We start from the raw sequence: 19644 nt of genomic DNA on the forward strand, positions 1-19644 counted from the left end.
ACTTCATCCTCGGGCGTTGATTAATTACGACTGATCTGTAATTAGTAAAGGACCATCTGATGTTATAGCAAGCGTATGCTCATACTGAGCAGACAAGCTGCCATCGACTGTTCTAGCTGTCCAGCCATCTGCATCGATTTTGGCATGGTACTTGCCGATATTCAGCATCGGTTCAATCGTTAAGACCATCCCTTCCTTCAGGCGCGTTCCACGACCTGCTGGACCGTAGTGTGGCACTTGGGGCTCCTCGTGCATTTTTGAGCCTATGCCGTGTCCGACAAAGTCACGAACGACTGAAAATCCCTCTGCTTCTGCATACTTCTGAATTGCGCTCGAAATATCGCCAATACGATTGCCAATAACAGCCTGCTCAATTCCCTTATATAGAGATTCCTTCGTTACATCAAGCAACCTTTTCGCTTGCGGCTCAAGCTCTCCGACAGCATAGCTCCAAGCAGAATCAGCAAGCCAGCCGTTTAGATTCACAACCATGTCAATGGTGACGATATCGCCATCCTTAAGCACCATTTCCTTGCTTGGGAAGCCGTGGCAGATTACATCATTAACTGAAGCACAGGTTGCATATGGATAACCATGATAGCCTTTTTGCTCTGGTGTTGCACCATGCTCTCGAATAAATTTTTCTGCAAAGGCATCAATTTCCATTGTGGTAATGCCTGGCTTGATCAGTTTTGCGATTTCTTTATGACAAGCCGCCAAAATTTCGCCAGCTTTTTTCATTTTCATTATTTCTTCCATCGTTTTAATTACGATCATGCTTAATCCCACATTTCTGTTTAGACTCTATCATACTATACCATATCTTAGCTTATGCTGACATGTCCTATGACGTGAATTGCAAACTATTCACGATCTTTTCACAGTATTTTTGCCATATAGGCCACATCCAGATACCGGTCAAATTTGTAAGCGACCTGCTCCAAAATTCCTTTCAGTTGATAGTGATGCCGCTTGAACAAGCTTATGCTTCGTTCATTTTCCGTACAAACGACTGCAATTAGCGTATGGAAGCCGTGCTCGGTTGCTTTTCGCTCCAAATATTCGAGCGCCTGCGAGCCAATTCCCTTCGCTTTAAACTCCCCATCCAAGTAAATCGTAATTTCTGCTGTACGTGCACAGCTATGCTTTTTAATAAATGGACTTAGCATCATATACCCGATTACCCGGTCATCATCCAAAATGACATAAGAACAAAAACGGGGATCACTGTGCATCGTTAACTCACGCATTTTATCTATCGAAGCTGGCTCCACATCAAAGGATACAGTCGTGTTGGCTACATAATCATTATAGATGTCTCGGACATTCTTTAAATATTTTTCCTCTGCTGCTGTAAAACGAATCATTGAGCAACTCCTTTTCTTACCTAGAGATTTCCGTGTATAGAGTCCAATATAGGCAGGGAACGGTATAGTCATGTTGCATGTAAAAGGTTGACCATTCCCATCATCTTGCCGCATAATTGGTTTAGTATTCGTTATTAATGGATAATTTTCGAGGTACTATCGCAAAGAATAACATAAACATCTCGCTATGTACCACATGGAATACAATTATTCAACGGGAGCAAACAAACGTGAAACGTAAACAAATTGGACTTATGATCGGGATCTTTTTTATTGTAGCATTCATAGCCCTACTCGTAACAACGGCAATTATTGTACAAAAAGTAATTGAAGATGAAAAATACAAGCAGTCCTACTATGCAGCGCAATATGGACTCGACAAGGGTGCTAACACCTCGGCTAATACGCCTGTTAAGTTTCCATCACAGTCTTATGCTGCAGACCCTGATTCGCCTCAATACAAGGCCGTTCAGCAAATTCGCGAGCTGCATGCTCTAGCTGACTTCTTCCTGCTCGGCAGCAAATTCGAGAAGTATGCCGAGGGTAGTGATGAAGGATGGAGCGAAATTCTCAAATCAGAGCTGCTGAACCCTGCTCATTACACGCAAATTTCCGAGACATTAGTAGAAGAGGAAGAATTGGTCAAGGATATGAACAATCTTATCGCTTTGCAGGAAATCGCCGTTACACAATATGAGCCGAATGCACTGCGCTATATGCATAGAATTTTGCATGATCTTGATCTATATGGTTATCCTGATCCAGGAAAAGCTGCTTATGATTATTTTGGTGCGACACATGCCGTTGCATCCAGCAACCCAGCACAGTTAGATGAAATTAATGCCTATATTGAAAACAAAAAACCATCCTCCTGATCACCAAATGAATCGGAATGCTAAACTAACGAAAAACCTCTACTCGCTTCGCCGCATGTCGAATATGCGGACGGCAGTAGAGGTTTTTTCTTAAAGCTATATACTTATACGCTGCTTAGCAGCTTGCTTCTAACTACGTTGGTAGCTTCAATCATTTGTGCAAGTGCCGCCAACGTTTCAACTTCACCTCGCGTTTTCAAGCCGCAATCTGGGTTAATCCAGAACAGACGAGGATCAAGCACCTCAAGTGCGCGCTCAATTAACGAGATCATTTCAGCAGCTGCCGGCACTCTAGGACTATGGATGTCGTATACCCCAAGTCCTATGCCCAGATCATAGGTTTGCTGCTCGAAGCTGCGAATCAGTTCCCCATGACTGCGAGAGGTTTCAATCGAGATCACATCCGCATCCATATCTCGGATTGAGGCGATCATGTCATGAAAATCACAATAGCACATATGGGTATGAATTTGAGTTTCTGCACTTACGCCGCTTGTCGTAAGCTTGAATGCTGCTATCGAGGCATCAAGATATTGTCTTTGCGCAGCCTCCTTTAACGGCAGTCCTTCGCGCACAGCAGGCTCGTCAACCTGAATCATCGCAATACCTGCATGTTCCAGCGCATTTACTTCTTGACGCAATGCCAAAGCAAGCTGATACGCAACCTCTTCGCGCGAGATGTCTTGTCTTACAAACGACCAGTTCATAATTGTGATCGGACCAGTCAACATCCCTTTTACTGGCTTGCTTGTTCTCGATTGTGCATATACAGTTTCTTTAACTGTCATCGCACCGCTGTACGTTACATCTGCATAAATGATCGGAGGCTTCACGCATCTCGAACCATATGATTGCACCCAGCCGTTCGAAGTGAAGCAAAAACCACCTAGCTTCTCTCCGAAAAATTCAACCATATCCGTACGTTCAAATTCTCCATGCACTAGTACATCTAGTCCAAGTTTTTCTTGATGGTCAATCCAACGGTTTATTTCTTCGGCAATAAATGCATCATACTGCTCTGTCGTCCATTCCTGTTTGCGCCAACGGCTTCGTGCTGCGCGTACCTGAGGCGTCTGCGGGAAGCTGCCAATCGTTGTAGTAGGCAGCAATGGCAGCTTATGCTTGTTTACCTGCAGTTGATAACGATCCTTGAAGCTAGTTGATCTAGTCAAGCCTTTTGCCAGCAACTCTTCAATTTGCTGCTGAAGCACTTGCTTCTGCTGACGCTGTTCTAATGCTTGGAGTGCCTTATAAGCCTGCTCCGCCTCGCTGACGCTTTGCTCCCAGTCCTGTGTATGTCCAGAAGCTCTGCCAGCCAGCTTAACGACTTCTACAAGCTTTTCATCTGCAAATGCGAGCGCTTGCTTGATCGTCTCAGGTAGCTTGGTTTCTTCTTCAACCGTAACCGGAACATGCAGCAAGCTTGCCGACGGCTGGATAATTAAACGGTCACTAGAAACCAGCTGAAGGAGCTGGTCCAGCTTGATGGATGCTTCCTGTAAATCAGTACGCCATATGTTGCGACCGTCAACAAGTCCAATCGCAAGTGATAGGTACTCCGGGAGACCATGAGCTTGCAGCTGCGCAATATTGCTCTCCCAGCCGTGTACTCCGTCCAATCCAATAGCTGCAATTGGAAGCTGAATCAAGTCTTGATAACGCTCGATACTGTCGAAATACGTTTGCAAAATTAGCTTCAGCTTAGGTGCCGCTTCAGCAAGCGTTTGATAAATGTATCGAATATCGTTTAACTCATGATCAGTCACATTTGTGACCAAGCTCGGTTCATCTAACTGCACCCATTCTACGCCTGCATCCTCCAACTGCTTCAACACCTCGCAGTATAGCGGCAGCAACCGATCTATCCATGCACGTTCCTCACCAGAAGCATAGCCCTTAGCCAGCTTAATATAGCTATAAAGCCCGACAATCACAGGCTTGCCGTTAATGCCCAGCTCCTGCTTCGCCTCGCGATATGCCTCAAGTGGAGCGTTGAATGTTAACTGCGGCTTCGCGTCGTTTAGCTCCGGCACAATATAATGGTAGTTGGTATTGTACCATTTCGTCATTTCACTCGCTGGTTGAGTTCGTGAACCCCGTGCAATCTCATAGTAAAGCTGTGTGGAAACCCTGCCACCTTCATATTCAAATCGAGCAGGCACAATGCCAAGCATAACTGAGGTGTCCAGTACATGATCATAGTAACTAAAATCATGTACGGGAATAAGCTCGATGCCCGCTTCCTTCTGCTTACGCAAATGCTCCAGTCTGATGGATTTTAGCTTCTGATGCAATTCCGCTTCTTCCAAGTTCCCTGCCCAATACTGCTCAATCACTTTTTTCCATTCTCTGTGTCTGCCGATTCGAGGATAGCCAAGATTACTGCTCAATGCCATATTAATCTCTCCTTTTACCTATATTGCTATCAGCTTAACATGGCTTTCGACTTCTAACTAATCTTCATTTTCTATATGTAGATATAGCTAAAAGCTATTACAATTTGCTATAACTTGCTCCCTCAATCACATTTAGTCAGGTTTGTCACTACCAAGTGAGATGATACGAACTAGTTGAATATTGATTTCCTCCACCGTCAGCTTAAAACCGTCAAGATACCACTGCATCATCACTCCAATTATCGCATTCGCATAATAACTGGCATAAAGCTGTCTGTCTACACCTAGCTCTTCCGCATCCTCACGAGAACTATTGCGCAATAGTAGTGTTTTTACAGTTTCAAACAGTAGATAATAATATTGCATTGGGACATTGCGAGAAAAAACGATTGAATAGAATGACTTGAATTTATCGATATGATTAAAAATTCGTATCGTTTTTGGATTCAGCTTGGCTAGATCCAATTCCTGAACGAAACGATAAGGCTCCCTATAAGCTAGGTCCAGATCATGTGTAATTTCTCGGAAATACTCCTCAAACAACGCCTCTACATTTTCATAGTGCAAATAAAAGGTTCCACGATTGATTTTGGCTTCACGGCAAAGCTGCGAGATGGAAATTTGTTCGAGTGACTTTTCCTTAAGAAGCTTTAACAGAGCCGTTCGAAGTGCTTCCTTTGTTTTTATAATCCTCAAATCTGATTTCATTATAATTTCCCTCTTTATTGTACACATTATGGAAATGTGTTGAATATGCATCACAAAGTTAAAAGGTTGTTGATTGTTACGATAAAGCGATTTCATTATAATAAATAATGAACAGTTGTTCAATAAAATACTGGAGGTCATGTAAATATGAAGCTTAAGGATAAAGTCGCTATTGTAACAGGTGCAGCATCAGGAATGGGTAAAGCAATCGCGATCGGGTATGCTGCCGAAGGAGCAAAAGTCGTTGTATCGGACTTGAATGAGTCTGGAGCGCAAGCAGTCGTTGAGGAAATTAAGTCTAGCGGCGGCGAGGCAATTGCTGTAAAAACAAATGTTGCAGATGATTCCGATATCAATGCTCTATTTACAGCAACGATGACACAATATGGCAAGCTGGACATTCTCGTTAATAACGCGGGAATTATGGATGGCATGGAGCCCGTTGGAGAACTTTCAGATGAGCGTTGGGACAAGCTGTTTGCAGTAAATACTACAGCGGTAATGAAAACAATGCGAAAAGCCGTTAACATCTACTTAGAGCAAGGACATGGTGTTATCGTTAACAATATTTCTGCTGGAGGTCTTATGGGTGCGCGTGCAGGTGCAGCTTATACAGCCTCCAAGCATGCTGTCGTTGGTTTGACGAGAAATACTGGCTTCATGTACGCACAAAATAATATTCGTTGTAACGGCATCGCTCCTGGCGCTGTTATTACCAATATCGCTTCTACCATGACCAATATTAGTGAGTTCGGGGCAGGACGCCAATCTCTTGGTTTGGCGATCAATCCACGTGCTGGTCAACCAGAGGAAATTGCAAAGCTGGCAATCTTCCTTGGATCAGACGATGCGAGCTTTATTAACGGTCAGGTTGTAACCGCGGATGGCGGCTGGACAGCATATTAAGCATCCATTAGTTAGTTAATAGAAGAGGCACGGAACGTCAGATAGGCTTGACGTTCCGTACCTCTTTTTACATTGTGCTTTTTAATTATAGCTATACGGCGCTATAGCTTAAACTGAGAGACAGATCCATTTAACTGCTGAACAACTTGCTGCAATGAGCTCGCAGCACTATGAATATCTTGAACATAGGTTAGCTGCTCTGATGTAGCCTTAGCTACTAGATCTGACTTATTCGCTACTTCCTGTGCAGAGACTGCAGCATGAGCCATGCTTGCTGATACCTCTTCAGAGCCTGCACTCATTTGTTCCGTAATGGCAGACGCATCCACCATCTGTTCATTTACTTTTTTCGTCGCGATCAAAATCTCACCAAAGCCCTTTACCGCAGTTTCCATATAAGCACTGCCCGTTTCCACTTGAGAGACAGTCGTATTCATTGAATCTGATACAGCATCGATTTCTTGACGTGTTTCAGATATAAGGTCATTAATATGCTGTGCAGATTCTACTGAATTAGCAGCAAGCTTTCTAATCTCTTCAGCAATAACCGCAAATCCTCTGCCAGATTCCCCTGCTCTTGACGCTTCAATGGATGCATTTAATGATAGAATGCTGGTTTGGTTTGCAATTGCAGTAATATTATCAGTAATTGCACCGATATGCGTTGATTTTTGCTTTAAGCTGGAAATATGTTGGTTTAGTGTTCCGATACTTTCCATCATTTCACTCATTTGATTGCTTAGCTGCTTTAATCTTACTGCACCGAGCTCTGCTTCTTCACTGCTTTGCATCGTAATCTCTGAAATAGAGGTCGTACTTTCGGCAATTCTTTGAATACCTACAGTCATTTCCTCCATCGCTTTACTCACTTCACTAGAAACGGTGGATTGAATTTCTACTTGCCCATTAACTTCACTAATATGCTCATTCACCTTTAGTGCGGATTGATAAGTAATGTCTGCATTCGCGGTAAGCTCCGTAGATGCAACCGAAACTAATTCCGTGCTAGAAGAAATACTGCCTATTAAACCTCGCATTTTTATGATCATCTGATCGATAGAACGTAAAATTTGGCCAAGCTCATCTCTACTATATTTATTGTTAGAAGAAAGCTGTAAATTGCCATCTTCAATACGTACCATTTTTTCTGTAACGAGCTTAATCGTTCGATTCATATTCCGAATGAGCAGCAAACCAGCCGTTAATATGATGATAACTTGGACAGCAATAACGATAAAGGCAATGATTGCTGTGTTTCGATTCTCTTCAGAAATGGTGAACATTTGCTCTGATGCATATTGTTCGATCAGATCCCCGAAAAGGTCTACATCAGCACGAGCCAATTCAAACTTCTCATGCAGCACAAGGTCATTCCAATTTTCACTAGCAATATTGGCCTCGGCGGCCGTTACCCAACCATCGAAATTAAGCTTCATCTCTTCCAGCAGCTGTATAACCGTTCTACCATTCGAATCTGTGATTAATTCTGATTGATCACGAAGTATTTCTAGTGCGCCTTGTAAACGTTCGTCAACCTGCTTCACATTTTCATGAAAATCTTCAATTAAAGCTTGCTGATTGCCCCCATTTTGCAATTGCATCGATTGATAGTCTGCCATCGCTTGATACATATCACGATCAGCATTCAGCACATTGGATTGTGCAAGATAGCTTGTCTCATACAAAACCATCTGTAATTGCTTCGTATTCGATACATTTTGATTCAAGAAATAAATAGAGGCGGCCGCGAAAGATAATAATGGAACCATAAATACAAGAAGCAGCTTTACTTTGAAGTTCATTGAAGATTTCCCCTTTAGTCGTATGAGTGTCTACCTGTATAATATATCGGCTGTTGAATGCCGTTTTATAAAGAAGAAATTACTCACATAATTATCCAATAAAGCCAACGAACGAAGGGCATAGGTCGATAGTGACCCATGCCCTTCGTTCGTTAATGTAAAACAGCTTATCGATAGTATGAATTAGATTATTCAAGCTCCATATGAAAGCTTTGCTCTCCGATCTGTACGTATACTCGATCATCATTTTGCTGGGGTGGAATTGCAAACACATGTCGTTCAACCGTGCCATCCTCATACGTCAACTCAATCGTATTGCTGCTAATCTTATACGTTCCTTTGACCGTCTTGCCAGAGGCTGCTGAATCTGTACGAGCGTCTCCAGTGTTGAGTGAGGCAAGCGACAGTGTATCCGAGGTAAATGTACCGTTCGGATAAAAAATCATTTCATTCGTCCATGAAGTCGAGAATGGGGTAATCCCAACCAAGCCAGTATATCCTTGAGAAATATACTTGCCTCCTAGCTTTGTTCCGTCTGGAACAGGCACTACCTTCCTCATCGCAACCTCATCAATTTCCAATATGCCATCCTTATTTACGCTAATAGAAAGCGGATCTTGACCACTTATCAGAAGCTTGCCATCCTTAATCGAATAGCTATGACAGGTATCTCGATTGCAATTAACCGTCTCCGGTCCGCCATTTGCCGGGTGACCAACTACTACTTTTTGATCAGGCAGAAAGGTATAAAACATCCAACATACCCCGCCGCATTGATAACCGCCGTAGTCGTATTTCCCTCCATAATACATACCTTGCAGCTCATTCAATTTGACAGGCCCAGTTGGTTGCTTTACAACAGGGGGCAGCACAATGGAAGGTTTAGCTTTTTCGGCCTCCTTTTGAGCTTCATACGCAGCATTAACCTGCTTCTGAGCTTCCAGCAGCATTTCCCTTACTTCCTCCATTGTATATCCGTGAGAGGTTACATACTCAGGTGTATACACGATAATTTCTCGATGTACACCGTTCCAATGGACGATGGATTCTGTTGATTCACTTACAAAACGAAGCGGCACCAGCGTATGCCCTTTGATCTCAACTGCAGGGCGGTCAAGCTTTACAGAGCGTCCGTTAACCACTGCAACATCGCTGTCGATGGTAAGCAGAAGCTTTATCCCTGTTTTTTCAGCAGCTACAGTACGCTGCGTTCCATTCCATGTAACATCCATTCCTAGCGCTTCGAACAACGGGCGCATTTGAACGACGGTCGTTCCTGCTTTAATATCAGGGTCTATCGTAAATGTAATTTGCTCATCGTTAACATATACATCAATTGGCTTACTAGCTGCATGTGCAATTTGTGCATGAACGAGCATTACTAATCCTAATACAGTTATTGCTGCTAATAAAATTAGCTTGTTATAAGCTTTCAATAAGTGTTGCATGTACTCCCTCCCTAACCATTTTTATCCATAAAATCCGATCTATTGTATCACATGACAAGGGTAGCTCGTAATCATACAAAGGTCTCTACTTTGGCGTAAGGCATCTCCTAATCTATGTCGCATCGTGTCATGACTATGACAATTAGACTACTTCTACAAATGAAAAGGCATGAATCCGAAACAATCGGACTCATGCTTGTATGATACTCGTTGTTTTTAAGGCTTATATGCGTCTTATTTAAGCTGTTGTAAAACTGTAACTAATCACGACCACCTTCATAATAAAGCGAACAACCTTCTGTGAAATAAAGCCATTAAAAATACCGGGCTGCCTACTGGCAGCCCGGTTTTGTCAAGGAAATTTGGTTATTTATTCATCAATATGAATGGATGCTTGATGCTCAATCGAAGCCTCCATGATATCACCGAACGCCCAGTGGCTTTCTAGAACATCATTGTACGGAGTGTCTACTTCATGAAGTGGCGATCTCTCAAACAGCCTATTCAACGTGCTGACAGCTTCCGCTCTAGTTAGCACTATATTTGGTCGGAAGGTTCCATCGGGATAGCCATTCATCATTCCTGTTGCAAGAACACGTAGTATACTACGGTATGCCCAATGTCCTTCGATATCCTTCACATCGTACGAATGATCTGCCTGCTTGCCAATTAATAGTTTTACGATCGCATTAGCATATTCCGCTCGAGTAACAGGTTGATTTGGACGGAATGTCCCATCGGAATATCCGACCATCAAACCAAGCTGTTGCATAGCACTAATATGCTGTACTGCCCAATGAGATGCCCCTACATCCTTGTAACTCATTGATGTTTCAACATCCTGCAGTCTATCGTCAAGCAAACGCGACAGCATAGCTGCCAGTTCTGCCCGCGTAATCGTATGATTTGGCTTAAACGTTCCATTTGCATAGCCACTCACATACGATACGTGCAGATCAGTGCTGCTGAAGCTAAACACTGTAAAGGTACTGAACTTGCTTACTTCAATCTCAATACCTTGCGGACGTCCGCTTGCATCGAGGATAATGCGGCCCGTCTGCACCTTCTTCTCGCCATCGCTATGCTCAATATACACAGCAAGAGAGTTAAGAAGCTGCTTTAATAGATCTGGATTGGTTGGCAGATCTATCCCTAGCAGTGGGAAAACTACTTTTGTATTGAAATTTTTATAATTCGTTTCAATAACTGTCGGCGTTCCTACAATACCAACCTTGCCTTCTCCTGCAATCTGCTGTACTTGCTCAGCTGTTATCGTACGCTCAGACACTTGCTGTTTCTCCGCTAAGTCACGAATCGGCACAATTCGGAAATACAAATCTATGCCTTGTTGCTCCAATTGTTGCAATGTTTGTTGGGACAACTGAATAGTGGCATGGTCTGTGCGAATTTCAAGTGCGATCTTATTGGACGAAAATTGCTGTACTGAAGATTGCTCTATCGTTACCTTTATCTCATCCGCTGGATCATCTGGCAGATCATCGATCAGTATGCTTGCCATCGTGCGCCCTTGAGCTAATACTTTTTCAACAATACTTTTCGTTTTTGCCAAATCAAGCTCAACTACATCTTCAGCTCTGCCATCTCTGTTTACAACTCGCGAAATATCCACTTGCTCGATAGGATTTGTACCGTCAGCTGCTACAAGAACTTGACGAACCTTTCCTGTCCCTGCTGGTGATGGAGAAGAAGAACTAGTGCGCGAAACGTTTACAGACAATGAAGGGTCACTTTCAATTCCGTTCACTGTTTGCGTCACATAATAGCCCTCACCTGCATCAACACCTGTAAAGACGAACGTTCCGTCGCTCGAAGCAGTTGCTGAATCTCCCACCTGAATATGCTCGTGATTATACAGAATCAAGGTTGCTTCCGAATTTGCATTTCGAACAGAAACAGTTCGAGCACCTCCTGTTACCGAAACAGTCGTCGGAGTAACCGTTACTGTACGCTGCACCTCTTCAGCTGCATTGCCTGCGTCATCACTAACGTTGTAGGAGACAATATAGGTGCCAATAACATTCGTATCAATTGGATTCGTAACGACAATATTTGTCGATACGTCTCCCTGTCTTGCATCAATCGCTGTTGCTCCCCCATCATCGTAAGTGGAGCCTACTACCACTCTTACATCATTATTTCCATTCAACGTAATGATTGGAGGTGTCGTATCAATGGTAAACGCTATAGCAATAGATTCCATGCTAGTATTTCCAGCAGCATCTGTCGCAGTAACAACCACACGGTATTCGCCGTCAATCCAAGCTGTCGAAGGAGTATATGTCCATTCGCCCAAATGATTTGCATTTACAGTGCCTTGGGAAATATCATTCACAAATAATTCCACTATACTGTTTACTTCCGCTGTTCCGCTAATCGTTGGAGATAAACTTGTTATAATCGTCTCGTCGACAGGTACTTCAATTATAGGCGCTTGTGGTGCGACATCATCCACTACTGTAATGATGAATGACTGCTCATACGTTCCACCATCTTCATCAGTCGTACGAATTCGTACGGCATATGTCCCTGCTTCCAGCTGCGATGCATCGTTGGCCTGCAGCTGATCACCTACAATGTTAAACAGTTCATTATCCGTTGAGCCATCGCCCGTTACGAGCGTATACGTGTGCGTATCTCCTGCGTCTGCATCGGTTGTCGTTAATGTACCGACTACCGCATTTGCTCCTGCACTTTGATTGACCGTGCTGTCATCTAGGCTGATCGCCGTTGGAACAGTGTTCGCCGCTGTTGATACATCTAGCTTGCTTACTGTGCTTTGGTTCAGAGCGCTATCCTCGGCTACGACATAGATGTCGTATGGGGTATGCGTGCTTAGTCCAACAATCGGACTTGTTGCATCTGTAACTGCTGCACCCACCACGATGCTGCCGCTTTGCAGCGCTGGCGCATCTTGCGCATTATTGCCCGCTTTTAGCTGGGCTGCGCTTGGTGCTGCTGCTCCTTCTGCTACTACCACATAGTACACCTTGCCTGCTTCATCTAATTGAACAGTCAACGTCAGTCCTGATTTCGTTACATCGGATGCTGTTGGTGTGCCAATCGTGAAGCTTGGTGCGATATCATCGACTACCGTAATGCTGAAATCTTGCTCAAACGTTCCACCATCATTGTCTGTTGTGCGAATGCGCACAGCATACGTGCCTGCTGCCAGTTGCGATGCATCGTTGGCCTGCAGTTTATCGCCATCAATCGTGAAGCTCGCGTTATCCGTCGAACCTTCGCCCGACACTAACGTATACGTATGCGTATCTAATGCGTCTGCATCCGTTGTCGTTAACGTGCCCACTACCGCATTCGCGCCCGCACTTTGATCGACCGTACTGTTAGTAAGGCTAATCGCTGTCGGAGCACTGTTTGCCACCATTGATACATCCAGCTTGGTGGCTGAGCTTTGCGTGTTCGGCGTGCTCACATTGTCCTCTGCTACGACATAAATGTGATACGTCTTCCCTTCCGCTAAGCCAGAGATCGTGGCAATCTCATTCGTAGCGGCTGCATCGACGTCAATGCTGCCGCTTTTCAGCGCTGAAGCATTGTCCGCATCATGTCCTGCCTTCACTTGGGTCACGCTCGGTGCTGCTGCTCCTTCTGCTACTACGACATAATACACCGTTCCTGCTTCATTCAAGCTTACCGTTAACGTCAATTCTGTTTTTGTTACATCGGATGTTGTTGGCGTGCCATTCGCGAAGCTTGGTGCGACATCATCCACTACCGTAATAGTGAATGACTGCTCATACGTTCCACCATCATCATCAGTCGTACGAATTCGTACGGCATATGTCCCTGCTTCCAGCTGCGATGCATCGTTGGCCTGCAGCTGATCACCTACAATGGCAAAGCTGGCATTATCCGTTGAGCCCTCGCCCGTTATCAGCGTATACGTATGCGTATCTCCTGCGTCTGTATCGGTTGTCGTTAATGTACCGACTACCGCATTTGCTCCTGCACTTTGGTTAATCGTGCTGTCATCTAGACTGATCGCCGTTGGAACAGTGTTCGCCGCTGTTGATACATCTAGCTTGCTTACTGTGCTTTGGTTCAGAGCGCTATCCTCGGCTACGACATAGATGTCGTATGGGGTATGCGTGCTTAGTCCAACAATCGAACGTGTTGCATCTGTAGCTGCTGCACCCACCACGATGCTGCCGCTTTGCAGCGCTGGCGCATCTTGCGCATTATTGCCCGCTTTTAGCTGGGCTGCGCTTGGTGCTGCTGCTCCTTCTGCTACTACGACATAGTACACCGTGCCTGCTTCATCTAATTGAACAGTTAACGTCAACCCTCTTTTCGTGACATCGGATGCTGTTGGTGTGCCATTTGTGAAGCTTGGTGCGACATCATCCACTACCGTAATGGTGAACGATTCTTCAAACGTTCCACCATCATCATCAGTCGTACGAATGCGCACAGCATACGTGCCTGCCGTCAGCTGCGAGGCATCGTTGGCCTGTAGCTCATCGCCTGCAATGGTGAAACTCGCGTTATCTGTTGAGCCCTCGCCTGTTACGAGCGTATACGTATGCGTATCTAATGCGTCTGCATCCGTTGTCGTTAACGTACCAACTAGCGCATTTGCGCCTGCACTTTGGTTAATCGAGCTATTCGATAGGCTGATTGCCGTAGGAGCACTGTTCTCCACCGTTGAAACATCCAGCTTGGTGGCAACATCCTGCGTGTTCGGCGTGCTCACATTGTCCTCTGCTACGACATAAATCTGATACGTCTTCCCTTCCGCTAAGCCCGAGATCGTGGCAATCTTATCCGTATCTGCTGCATCGACGTCGATGCTGCCGCTTTGCAGTGCTGGCGCATCCCCCGCATCATTCCCTGCCTTCACTTGGGTCACGCTCGGTGCGTCTGCTTCATCTGCTACGACGACGTAGTACACCTTGCCTGCTTCATTCAGCTGAACGGTCAACGTCAGCCCTGTTTTCGTTACACCAGATGTTGTTGGTCTGCCATTCGTGAAGCTTGGTGCGACATCATCCACTACTGTAATGGTGAACGATTTTTCATATGTTCCACCATCTTCATCAGTCGTACGAATTCGTACGGCATATGTCCCTGCTTCCAGCTGCGATGCATCGTTGGCCTGCAGCTGATCACCTACAATGGCAAAGCTGGCATTATCCGTTGAGCCCTCGCCCGTTATCAGCGCATACGTGTGCGTGTCTCCTGCATCAGCATCGGTTGTCGTTAATGTACCGACTATCGCATTTGCTCCTGCACTTTGATTGACCGTGCTATTGCTTAGGCTAAGTGCTGTCGGAGCACTGTTAGCCGCTGTTGAGATATCCAGCTTGCTGATTGTACTTAGGTTAGATGCGCCATCTTCGGCTACGACATAGATGTCATAGGCGGTATTCGTCGCTAAGCCAGTGATCGTTTCGAGCACATCTGTAGCTGCTGCACCCACCACGATGCTACCGCTTTGCAGCGCTTCCGCATCTTGCGCGTCATTGCCTGCTTTTAGCTGGGTCACGCTCGGTGCTGCTGCTCCATCTGCTACTACGACATAGTACACCGTGCCTGCTTCATCCAACTGAACAGTCAACGTCAGTCCTGATTTCGTTACATCGGATGCTGTTGGTGTGCCATTCGTGAAGCTTGGTGCCATATCATCGACTACCGTAATGGTGAAGGCTTCTTCAAACGTTCCATCATCATTGTCTGTTGTGCGAATGCGCACAGCATACGTGCCTGCCGCCAGCTGCGAGTTAGCCTGCAGCTCATCGCCTGCAATGGTGAAGCTCGCGTTATCTGTTGAGCCATCGCCTGTTACGAGCGTATACGTATGCGTATCTAATGCGTCTGCATCCGTTGTCGTTAACGTGCCGACTACCGCATTCGCGCCCGCACTTTGATCGACCGTACTATTATCTAGGCTAATCGCTGTAGGAGCACTGTTTGCCACCATTGATACATCCAGCTTGGTGGCTGAGCTTTGCGTGTTCGGCGTGCTCACTTTGTCCTCTGCTACGACATAAATCTGATACGTCTTCCCTTCCGTTAAGCCTGAGATCGTGGCAATCTCATTCCTATCTGCTGCATCGACTTCGATGCTGCCGCTTTGCAGTGCTGGCGCATCGCCAGCATCATCCCCTGCCTTTACTTGGGTCACGCTCGGTGCGTCTGCTTCATCTGCTACGACGACGTAGTACACCTTGCCTGCTTCATTCAGCTGAACGGTCAACGTCAATCCTGTTTTCGTTACATCGGACGTTGTTGGTGTGCCATTCGCGAAGCTTGGTGCGACATCATCCACTACCGTAATGGTGAACGATTCTTCATATGTTCCACCATCTTCATCAGTCGTACGAATTCGTACGGCATACGTGTCCGTACCCGCAGCCAACTGCGATGCATCGTTGGCCTGCAGCTGATCACCTGCAATGGCAAAGCTGGCATTATCCGTTGAGCCCTCGCCCGTTATCAGCGTATACGTGTGCGTATCTCCTGCGTCTGCATCGGTTGTCGTTAACCTTCCAACTACCGCATTCGCGCCTGCACTTTGATTGACCGTGCTGTCATCTAGGCTGATCGCTGTCGGGGCACTGTTCGCCGCTGTTGATACATCCAGCTTGCTTACTGTGCTTTGGTTCAGAGCGCTATCTTCGGCTACGACATAGATGTCGTATGCGGTATGCGTGCTTAGTCCAACAATCGAACGTGTTGCATCTGTAGCTGCTGCACCCACCACGATGCTGCCGCTTTGCAGCGCTTCCGCATCTTGCGCGTCATTGCCTGCTTTTAGCTGGGCTGCGCTTGGTGCTGCTGCTCCTTCGTCTACTAAGACATAGTACACCATGCCTGCTTCATCTAATTGAACAGTCAACGTCAGTCCTGATTTCGTTTCATCGGATGCTGTTGGTGTGCCATTCGTGAAGTTTGGTGCCATATCATCTACTACCGTAATGGTGAAGGCTTTCTCAATAAATTCATTACCAGTATCGGTCGAACGAACTCTTACCGAATAGTTGCCTGGCGTAAGTTGTGATGAGTTATTAGCCCGAAGCTGGCCACTTGCAATGTTAAACAATTCATTATGCGTTGAGCCGTTACCAGATACAAGCGTATACGTATGCGTATCTACTGCGTCTGCATCTGTAGTCGTTAACGTTCCAACTACCGCATCTGCTCCTGAACTTTGATTGATCGTATCAGCACTAAGACTAATGTCTGTTGGAGCAATGTTAGCTACTGTCAAGACATCCCGCTTTATTACATCACTCTTGTTCTGCTTACTATCCTCGGCTACGACATAGATGTCATAGGCTGTGCCCGGTGTGAGCCCTGAAAGTTCAGTTGTCATGTTGATATTCTCTGTGTGCACAACTACACTTCCGCTATATGGTGCTGTTACATTCTGATTGTTGTGGCCTGCCTTCACTTGTTCAGCACTCGGAGCCGCAGCGTTATCAGGTAGCACTACATAGTACACCGTACCTGTTTCATTCAATTGAACGGTCAACGTTGTTCCAAGCTTTGTCGTATTCGAAAATGTTGGCGTGCCATTGTTAAAGTTTGGAGCAATATCGTCCACTACTGCAATGGAAAATTCTATTTCTTTTGAAGCCCCACCTGTATCGGTCGTACGAATTCTTACAAAATACGTGTTTGCTGCCATTAGCGAAGCGTTATTTACCCGAAGCTGGTTGCCAGCAATATTAAACAACTCGTTATGTGTTGAACCTGCTCCCGCAACAAGCTCATAGGTATGGGTATCTCCTGCATCTGCATCTGTAGTCGTTAATGTACCAACAACCTCATTCGCAACTGCACTTTGATTCACTGTTGTAGAACTAAGGCTAATGTTTGTTGGCGCATTGTTGAGAGCACCATACACGACCTCCAAATGTGGAGCTAGTGCTGCTTCGCAGGCCAAATCCCCTCCACAATCCTGTCTTGTCATGAATTGCATTGCCGTGTTACTAGAAAGTATTAGCGAAACCGTGTCGGGCTCTCCGACAGCAATATTGGCAGTAGTTAATAAATTCGTAACATCTACACTATACCTATAATATCCAGCGTAATCTCCTGTAACAGCATCTGGACTTGTTAATTGAACAGAAGATGGAGCCCCTAGCTTAGCAGGCGTAACATCAGGGGTACTAGGCCAGTTATCCTCCTGCGCGATATGAACAGCAATAGAGTTTCCATTGTAATCATCCCTGTCAATACTAAGCTTAAGGACAGCCGAAAGTACTTCTTTATTAGGTGCAATCTCGTAACGTAGTATAGACTCTATCCCATTACTAATAGCTAGTGGAGGAACTTCAGTACTCGGCAATTGAACACTTCTCTCAGCAGTAGCTTGAATTTTTACGGGATCGTCATTTGCAGAAAGGCTCGGCAGCCAATAACCTAACGCTCCTACTATAGTCAACAACGCAACCATTATAACTATTGAAAGCTTTTTCATCATTTAAGCCCCCACAACATTTAACAAAATATAAAACTAAATCTAGCAAAAAATTCATCTTCAAACTACTTAGCATGAGGGCCATTAGCTTTTCGGAGGAAAAACTCCTTCGAGCGCTATAATAAAATTCAAGACCAAATACGGCTGCATATTGTTGTGAGGCTTACCTCCACCAATCGGGGACAACGCAAGTGGATTCATATCGGTATTAGCAGTTGCTGAGTACGCTCTATTGGTGGCAGGTACATTCCCCCTCGCGCCCCATACAGCATTAGTCGGATCATCTACACCACCTGAGGTCGCATTGGATGCGTTGGGTACATGTGTGTGACTGGGTATTTGATCAAGTGTAAGTGTTTGCGTCTTCTCACCGACCGCAGTTGCAATTGCTCGAGGTGTAAGTCCTGGGCCAGCCCCTTGTCCCATTGGTGCTTTTCCTTGCAAATTCGGCAGTGCAAATGTTGTATGACCGTCCCCACCATACTGACTGCCTATTACGGCAAATAATGCGGGGTTTTGCTGGACGTGCATAATTGAACCATCACACAATGCCCAACCTCTCGGCGCATAATTCCCTGCAAATAATCTAATCTCTCCAACATACGGATCCATACTATCCCTCCTATGATCTTGACGGAAAAATTCCGACCAAAGCTATACAGAATGACACAGCGGTATAAGGCTGCATATTGTTATGACCTTGACTCGCTCCAGCCGTCCCAATAGCGTTTGTATTCATGGCAGTGTTAGCAGTCGCAGTCGAGTAAAGATTGCGTCCTGCAGCTGCAGTCCCCCATACATTACCTTCAGGATTTGCACTTGTTACACCACTAGAATCACCGTATGCCTGATGTGTGTGTTGAGGCATCTCATTCACAGTCAATACATGCTGAGCTTCTCCTCCAGATGCTCCAATTGCATAATCAACAGCCATATCAACAGGCACTCTCCCCCGTAGATCAGGCAAAGCGAAGGTTGTTCGACCATCTCCACCAAACCTGTTTCCTATAATGGAATATAGTGCCTGATTAGAGTTTATCTGCATAATTTGCCCGTTGCATGGGGCCCAACCTTGTGGAATTATTCCAAAAGAAAATAATCTAATCTCACCAACAAATGGTTCTGCCATACGAACTCCTCCTCTAAAATAACTTAACCTTGCGAAGGAAATATCCCTTGCAATGCAATAATAAAACTTACTGTCGAACTAGGCATCATATTATCGTGCGATTGATTTCCCCCGACTGAGGAAACCGCTGCTGTGGACATCGTAACATTGGGAGATATGCTCTGATAGTTTTTTATAAGCTCATTGAATGCCCACAATTTTCCCTCTGGTGAATTGCTCGTAGCATCAGCAGCAACATTGTTGGCATAAGCTATATGTGTGTGTGTTGGCAACTCTGATTGGATTAACGTTACCTTCTCAGTACCAGCCATTTGACCAAGTGGATAATTGTTAGAAGTATGTAACGGTACCCGTCCTCTTAGATCTGGAAGCTTGAAGTTTGTTACTCCATCACCTCCATACGTGGTGCCAATCAGCACATACAACACTTCATACTGACTAATGCTGAGCAAGCTTCCATCACAAAAATGCCACCCTTGTGGCGCATAATTACCGGAGAACATTCTAATTTCTCCTACATATTGATCACTCATTTGCTTACCCCTC

General features: G+C 45.3%; 12 protein-coding genes. 2 read left to right on the top strand and 10 right to left on the bottom strand.

The window, feature by feature from the left end:
- Window positions 1–24: 24 nt before the first annotated feature.
- Together map and ACFP56_RS04095 are read right to left on the bottom strand one after the other, a co-directional pair.
- Window positions 25–777, bottom strand: a complete 753-nt coding sequence (map, locus tag ACFP56_RS04090; RefSeq protein WP_379231396.1) for a type I methionyl aminopeptidase — start codon at window positions 775–777, stop codon at window positions 25–27.
- Between the two features lie 101 nt (window positions 778–878).
- Complete coding sequence (locus ACFP56_RS04095) at window positions 879–1367, bottom strand: GNAT family N-acetyltransferase (RefSeq protein WP_379231398.1); 489 nt, start codon at window positions 1365–1367, stop codon at window positions 879–881.
- A gap of 230 nt (window positions 1368–1597) precedes the next feature.
- On the opposite strand from ACFP56_RS04095, the gene ACFP56_RS04100 reads away from it, so the two are divergent.
- Window positions 1598–2242 (top strand): hypothetical protein, encoded by a 645-nt coding sequence (locus ACFP56_RS04100; protein ID WP_379231400.1) that lies wholly within the window; start codon window positions 1598–1600, stop codon window positions 2240–2242.
- A gap of 104 nt (window positions 2243–2346) precedes the next feature.
- Here ACFP56_RS04100 and metE read toward each other — a convergent pair whose 3' ends face one another.
- Window positions 2347–4638, bottom strand: coding sequence for a 5-methyltetrahydropteroyltriglutamate--homocysteine S-methyltransferase (gene metE, locus ACFP56_RS04105; RefSeq protein ID WP_379231402.1), 2292 nt, complete (start codon window positions 4636–4638; stop codon window positions 2347–2349).
- 132 nt (window positions 4639–4770) lie between these two features.
- Window positions 4771–5349 (bottom strand): TetR/AcrR family transcriptional regulator, encoded by a 579-nt coding sequence (locus tag ACFP56_RS04110; protein WP_379231780.1) that lies wholly within the window; start codon window positions 5347–5349, stop codon window positions 4771–4773.
- A gap of 144 nt (window positions 5350–5493) precedes the next feature.
- On the opposite strand from ACFP56_RS04110, the gene ACFP56_RS04115 reads away from it, so the two are divergent.
- Window positions 5494–6252, top strand: a complete 759-nt coding sequence (locus ACFP56_RS04115; RefSeq protein WP_379231404.1) for an SDR family oxidoreductase — start codon at window positions 5494–5496, stop codon at window positions 6250–6252.
- A 101-nt stretch (window positions 6253–6353) separates the two neighbouring features.
- On the opposite strand, the gene ACFP56_RS04120 is transcribed toward ACFP56_RS04115, so the two are convergent.
- The 6 genes from ACFP56_RS04120 to ACFP56_RS04145 form a co-directional block, all read right to left on the bottom strand.
- Window positions 6354–8054, bottom strand: a complete 1701-nt coding sequence (locus tag ACFP56_RS04120) for a methyl-accepting chemotaxis protein (RefSeq protein ID WP_379231407.1) — start codon at window positions 8052–8054, stop codon at window positions 6354–6356.
- 188 nt (window positions 8055–8242) lie between these two features.
- The gene (locus ACFP56_RS04125) at window positions 8243–9502 is read right to left on the bottom strand and encodes a copper amine oxidase N-terminal domain-containing protein (RefSeq protein WP_379231409.1); all 1260 of its coding nucleotides are present in this window, start codon (window positions 9500–9502) and stop codon (window positions 8243–8245) included.
- Between the two features lie 370 nt (window positions 9503–9872).
- On the bottom strand, window positions 9873–17969 hold the full coding sequence (locus ACFP56_RS04130) for an S-layer homology domain-containing protein (protein WP_379231411.1): 8097 nt from the start codon (window positions 17967–17969) through the stop codon (window positions 9873–9875).
- 84 nt (window positions 17970–18053) lie between these two features.
- Complete coding sequence (locus tag ACFP56_RS04135) at window positions 18054–18581, bottom strand: phage tail protein (protein WP_379231413.1); 528 nt, start codon at window positions 18579–18581, stop codon at window positions 18054–18056.
- Window positions 18582–18591: 10 nt separating this feature from the next.
- Window positions 18592–19098 carry a phage tail protein gene (locus ACFP56_RS04140; protein ID WP_379231415.1) on the bottom strand — a complete coding sequence of 169 codons (507 nt, stop codon included), beginning with the start codon at window positions 19096–19098 and terminating at the stop codon, window positions 18592–18594.
- 23 nt (window positions 19099–19121) lie between these two features.
- Window positions 19122–19631, bottom strand: a complete 510-nt coding sequence (locus tag ACFP56_RS04145; protein WP_379231418.1) for a phage tail protein — start codon at window positions 19629–19631, stop codon at window positions 19122–19124.
- Window positions 19632–19644: the final 13 nt, after the last annotated feature.

Source organism: Paenibacillus septentrionalis (assembly GCF_042659865.1).
Taxonomy (GTDB): domain Bacteria; phylum Bacillota; class Bacilli; order Paenibacillales; family Paenibacillaceae; genus Pristimantibacillus; species Pristimantibacillus septentrionalis.

What these genes read in the sequence shown, in the direction of transcription:
- ACFP56_RS04115 (WP_379231404.1), top strand. Translation starts at nt 5,494, where the DNA reads ATGAAGCTTAAGGATAAAGTCGCTATTGTAACAGGTGCAGCATCAGGA.
- ACFP56_RS04120 (WP_379231407.1), bottom strand. Translation starts at nt 8,054, where the DNA reads ATGAACTTCAAAGTAAAGCTGCTTCTTGTATTTATGGTTCCATTATTA.
- ACFP56_RS04095 (WP_379231398.1), bottom strand. Translation starts at nt 1,367, where the DNA reads ATGATTCGTTTTACAGCAGCAGAGGAAAAATATTTAAAGAATGTCCGA.
- ACFP56_RS04140 (WP_379231415.1), bottom strand. Translation starts at nt 19,098, where the DNA reads ATGGCAGAACCATTTGTTGGTGAGATTAGATTATTTTCTTTTGGAATA.
- ACFP56_RS04130 (WP_379231411.1), bottom strand. Translation starts at nt 17,969, where the DNA reads ATGAAAAAGCTTTCAATAGTTATAATGGTTGCGTTGTTGACTATAGTA.
- ACFP56_RS04125 (WP_379231409.1), bottom strand. Translation starts at nt 9,502, where the DNA reads ATGCAACACTTATTGAAAGCTTATAACAAGCTAATTTTATTAGCAGCA.
- ACFP56_RS04135 (WP_379231413.1), bottom strand. Translation starts at nt 18,581, where the DNA reads ATGGATCCGTATGTTGGAGAGATTAGATTATTTGCAGGGAATTATGCG.
- map (WP_379231396.1), bottom strand. Translation starts at nt 777, where the DNA reads ATGATCGTAATTAAAACGATGGAAGAAATAATGAAAATGAAAAAAGCT.
- metE (WP_379231402.1), bottom strand. Translation starts at nt 4,638, where the DNA reads ATGGCATTGAGCAGTAATCTTGGCTATCCTCGAATCGGCAGACACAGA.
- ACFP56_RS04145 (WP_379231418.1), bottom strand. Translation starts at nt 19,631, where the DNA reads ATGAGTGATCAATATGTAGGAGAAATTAGAATGTTCTCCGGTAATTAT.